Annotated in this window: 2 protein-coding genes; both read right to left on the reverse strand. The window is 75.6% G+C overall.

The window, feature by feature from the left end:
- Positions 1-1,922 (reverse strand): condensation domain-containing protein (locus ACWCXH_RS39675; protein WP_449806381.1); only part of this gene is annotated, 1,922 nt, incomplete at its 3' end.
- A gap of 15 nt (positions 1,923-1,937) precedes the next feature.
- The coding region (locus ACWCXH_RS39680; protein ID WP_449806382.1) for a condensation domain-containing protein at positions 1,938-4,018 on the reverse strand (2,081 nt) is incomplete at its 5' end.

The raw sequence follows: 4,018 nt of genomic DNA on the forward strand, positions 1-4,018 counted from the left end.
AGGAAGTTGTCGAGCGCGGCGCGGGGGATGACGACGCCCTTGGGGCGGCCGGTGGAGCCGGAGGTGTAGATCGCGTAGGCGGGCGTGCGGCCGTCGTGCTCCAGCGTCGGCGGCTCGGACGGCTGCGCGGCGAGCTGCTCGTGAACCGCGGGGTCGTCGAGCAGCAGTGCCGGGGTGCCGGGCAGGTTCTCCGCCGTGGCCCGGGTGGTGAGCAGGAGGGAGGGCTGTGCGTCCTCCAGGACGTACCCGAGGCGCTCGGTGGGGTGCTGGGGGTCGAGCGGGACGTATCCGGCGCCGGACTTCTGGACGGCGAGCAGGGCGACGAGCAGGTCGGCGGAGCGTGGCAGGGCGATGGCGACGTAGCCCTCGGCCCCGGCGCCGCGCTCGATGAGCAGGCGTGCCAGCCGGCTGGAGCGGGCGTCGAGTTCGGCGTAGCTGAGGCGCTCGTCCCCGCTGATCACGGCGGTGGCGTCCGCAGTGGCGGCCACCTGCCGGGCGAAGCGCCCGAGCAGCGGCTCCAGCTCCGGCGCGGTCTGCGCCTCGCCCGCCCACTCGCCGAGGATCCGTGCCTCGTCCGCCCCGTCCGACAGCCGCAGCCGGCCGACCGGCTCCTCCGCTACCGACGCCGCCTTGCCGAGGACGCGCAGCAGTGCGGCGGCGAGCGCGTCGACCCGCTCCTGCGAGAGCAGGTCGGGCCGGTGCGCGAGGTCCAGCGCCAGCGTGTCGCCGAGGCCGACGGTGAGGCTGAGCGGGTAGTGGGTGCCCTCGTGGTTGCGGCCGTCCACCACGCCGAGGCCGCCCGCCGAGCGGCGCAGGCCCTCGGTGTCCACCGGGTAGTTCTCGAACACGAGCAGGGTGTCGAAGAGTTCGCCGTGCCCGGCGGTGCGCAGCACGTCGCTGAGGCCGAGGTACTGGTGGTCCATCAGGCCGGCCTGCTGGTCCTGGAGGCGCTCCAGCAGGGCGCCGAAGCGCTCCGCCGGGTCCAGCGCCACGCGCACCGGCAGGGTGTTGATGAACAGGCCGACCATCGACTCCACGCCCGCGACCTGCGGCGGACGGCCCGAGACCGTCCCGCCGAAGACCACGTCGTCGCGGCCGGTGAGCCGCCCGAGGACGATCGCCCAGGCCGCCTGCACGACGGTGTTGACGGTGACCCCGCGCTCCCGGGCCCAGCGGACCAGCGCGGCGGTCCGCGCCTGCGGCAGCTCCGCCCGGGTCGCCACCGGGACGACCGGGGCGCGGGACGGGTCCGGGGCGGCGAGCAGTGTGGGCTCCTCCAGACCACCGAGCACCTGCCGCCAGGCCGCCTCGGCGGAAGCGCGGTCCTGCGCGGCGACCCAGGCGAGGTAGTCGCGGTAGGGGGCGACGGGCGGCAGCGCGCGCTCGTCGGAACCGCGCCGCAGTAGCCCGTACAGCTCGAAGAGCTCGCCGATGACCAGGGCCCGGGACCAGCCGTCGACCAGGATGTGGTGCACGGTGACCAGGAACTGGTGCCGGTCCGCGCCCTGGGAGACCAGCGTGAAGCGGATCAGCGGCGGACGGGCGAGGTCGAAGCGGCGGGCGCGGTCCTCGGCCGCGACGGCCTCGGTGGCGCGCGCCCACTCCCCGGATGGTCGGCCGGTGAGGTCGACGACGGTGAAGTCCGGCGCGACCTCGAACGGGACCAGCTGGACCGGCTCGCCGTTCTTGCGGTAGCGGAACGCGGCCCGCAGCCCGGCGTGCCGGCGCAGCAGGGCGGCGCAGGCGCCGCGCAGCGCCCCCGCATCCAGCTCGCCCTCGATGTCCAGCGCGAGCTGCATCGTGTAGACGTCCGGGCCCTGGGTGTCGTACTGGGCGTGGAACAGCAGGCCCTGCTGGAGCGGAGAGAGCGGCAGGATGCTCTCGATGCGTGGCTTGGCCTTGGTCGTCGCTGCCTTGGTCATGTCGCTTGTCTCCACTCAGAACTCGAAGTCTTCTTCGAACGCGTCGATCTCGTCCTGGTCGAGATCCAGCAACGGTGCCGGCTGCGTCGTCGCGGGCCGGGCCACCAGGGGCCGCGGCGCGAGGGCCTCGACGGGGCCGGCCGACGGGTCCGCGGCGTGGGCGACCAGCGCCCGCAGGGCCGTGAACCACGCCGCGGCCAGGGCGGCGACCTCGTCCTCGGCGAACAGCTCGCCGGGCCAGCTCCAGGAGGCCACCAGGTGCGGGCCGTCGGGGCGGTCCTGGGCCAGCGAGTTGAGCTCCAGGGCGTGGCCGGCGGGCATCGCGGCGTCGCTGCCGCCGAGGCCGCCGTCGCCGTCGTCCTCGCCGTCCCCGGCGCCGAAGCGGCCCAGGTAGTTGAAGCCGAGCTGCGGCTGCGGCAGGGCGGCGAGCACGCCCGCCGTCTCCGGGTTGAGGTGGCGCAGCAGCCCGTACCCGGCGCCGTTGTCGGGCAGGGCGGCGAGCTGTCCGGCCACCGCGGCCAGGGCCCGGCCGGCGGCGGGTCCGCCGGCCAGCAGCTCCGGCCAGTCGGCGGCCGGGACGCCCGGGTCGAGCCGCAGCGGGAACATGCTGGTGAACCAGCCGACCGTCCGCGAGATGTCGGCGTCCGGCAGGACCCCGGCGAGCAGTTCCTCGCGGCCGTGGCCCTCCAGGTCCAGCAGGACGCCGGCCCCGCGCTGCCGTCCGCGGCCGCGGTCCCACTCGGTGACGGCGAGCGCGAACGCGGTGAGCAGCACCTCGTTGACGCCGGTGCCGAGCACGCTGGGCACGGTGGACAGCAGCGGACCGGTGACGTCGGCGGGCAGCGTCACGGTGTACTGCCGGGCGCCGGCGGCGAGATCACGGGTGCGGTCGAGCGCCCTGGTACCCAGCGGGGGCTCCTGGTAGCCGGCCAGCATGCCCGTCCAGACCGGGAGTTCGGCGGTCCGCTCCGGGGTGAGGGCGGCGCGGGCGAGGCCGCGGGCCCAGGCCCGGAAGGACGTCCACACCGGCTCCAGGACGGGCTCCCGGCCGGCCGCGACGGCCTCGTAGGCGGCCATCAGGTCCGGCATCAGGATCCGCCAGGAGACGCCGTCGACCACCAGGTGGTGCAGGACGAGCAGCAGCCGGCCGGGGGCCTGCGGCCCGGCGTCGAACCAGACCGCCTGGACCATGACGCCGGCGTCCGGGCTGAGCCGGTCCTGGGCGGCGCGGCCCTCGGTGTCCAGCCGGGTGGCCGTCTCGGCCTCGGTCAGGCCCGCGACGTCGATCCGGTGGACCAGGCCGGCGGCCCGCAGCGCACCCTTCGGCGGCACCTCCAGGGTCCAGCCCGACTCGCTGCGCACCAGGCGGGCGCGCAGCGCGTCGTGGTGGTCCAGGACGGCCTGGAGCACGGCGGCCAGCACGTCCTCGGTGAGCCCGCCGGGCACCGGCGCGAGCACGGACTGGTTGAACCCGTCGATCCGGCCGCCGAGTTCGCGCAGCCACCGGATGATCGGGGTGGCCGGCAGCGCGCCGACCGCCGGGTCCGCGCCGTCCGGGTCGGGCGCGAGCGCGAGCTCGGCCGGGGACTCGGGCAGGGCGGCGGCCAGCGCCTCGACGGTCTTGTGCCGGAACACCTCGCGGGGCGTCAGCACCAGCCCGGCCAGGCGGGCGCGGCCCACCAGCTGGACGGAGGTGATGCTGTCGCCGCCGAGGGCGAAGAAGCTGTCGTCGGCGCCGACTTCGGGCAGTCCGAGGACTTCGGCGAAGAGGGTGGCGAGAAGTTTCTCGCGTTCGGTGGCGGGGGCGCGGCCGGGGGTGCGGTCGGCGAAGTCGGGGGCCGGGAGTGCCTTGCGGTCGAGCTTGCCGTTGGTGTTGAGGGGGAGGGTGTCGAGGGTGACGATCGTGGCCGGGACCATGTAGTCGGGCAGGTCGGCGGCGACGTGGGCGAGGAGGGTGGCCGGGTCGGGGGTGGCTCCGGGGGCGGGCACGACGTAGCCGATGATGAGCTTGACGCCGGGGCGGTCCTCGCGGACGACGACGGCGACGCGGGCGACGCTGTGGTGCTGGGCGAGGACGGCTTCGATCTCGCCGAGTT

This window comes from Kitasatospora sp. NPDC001660, assembly GCF_053596725.1.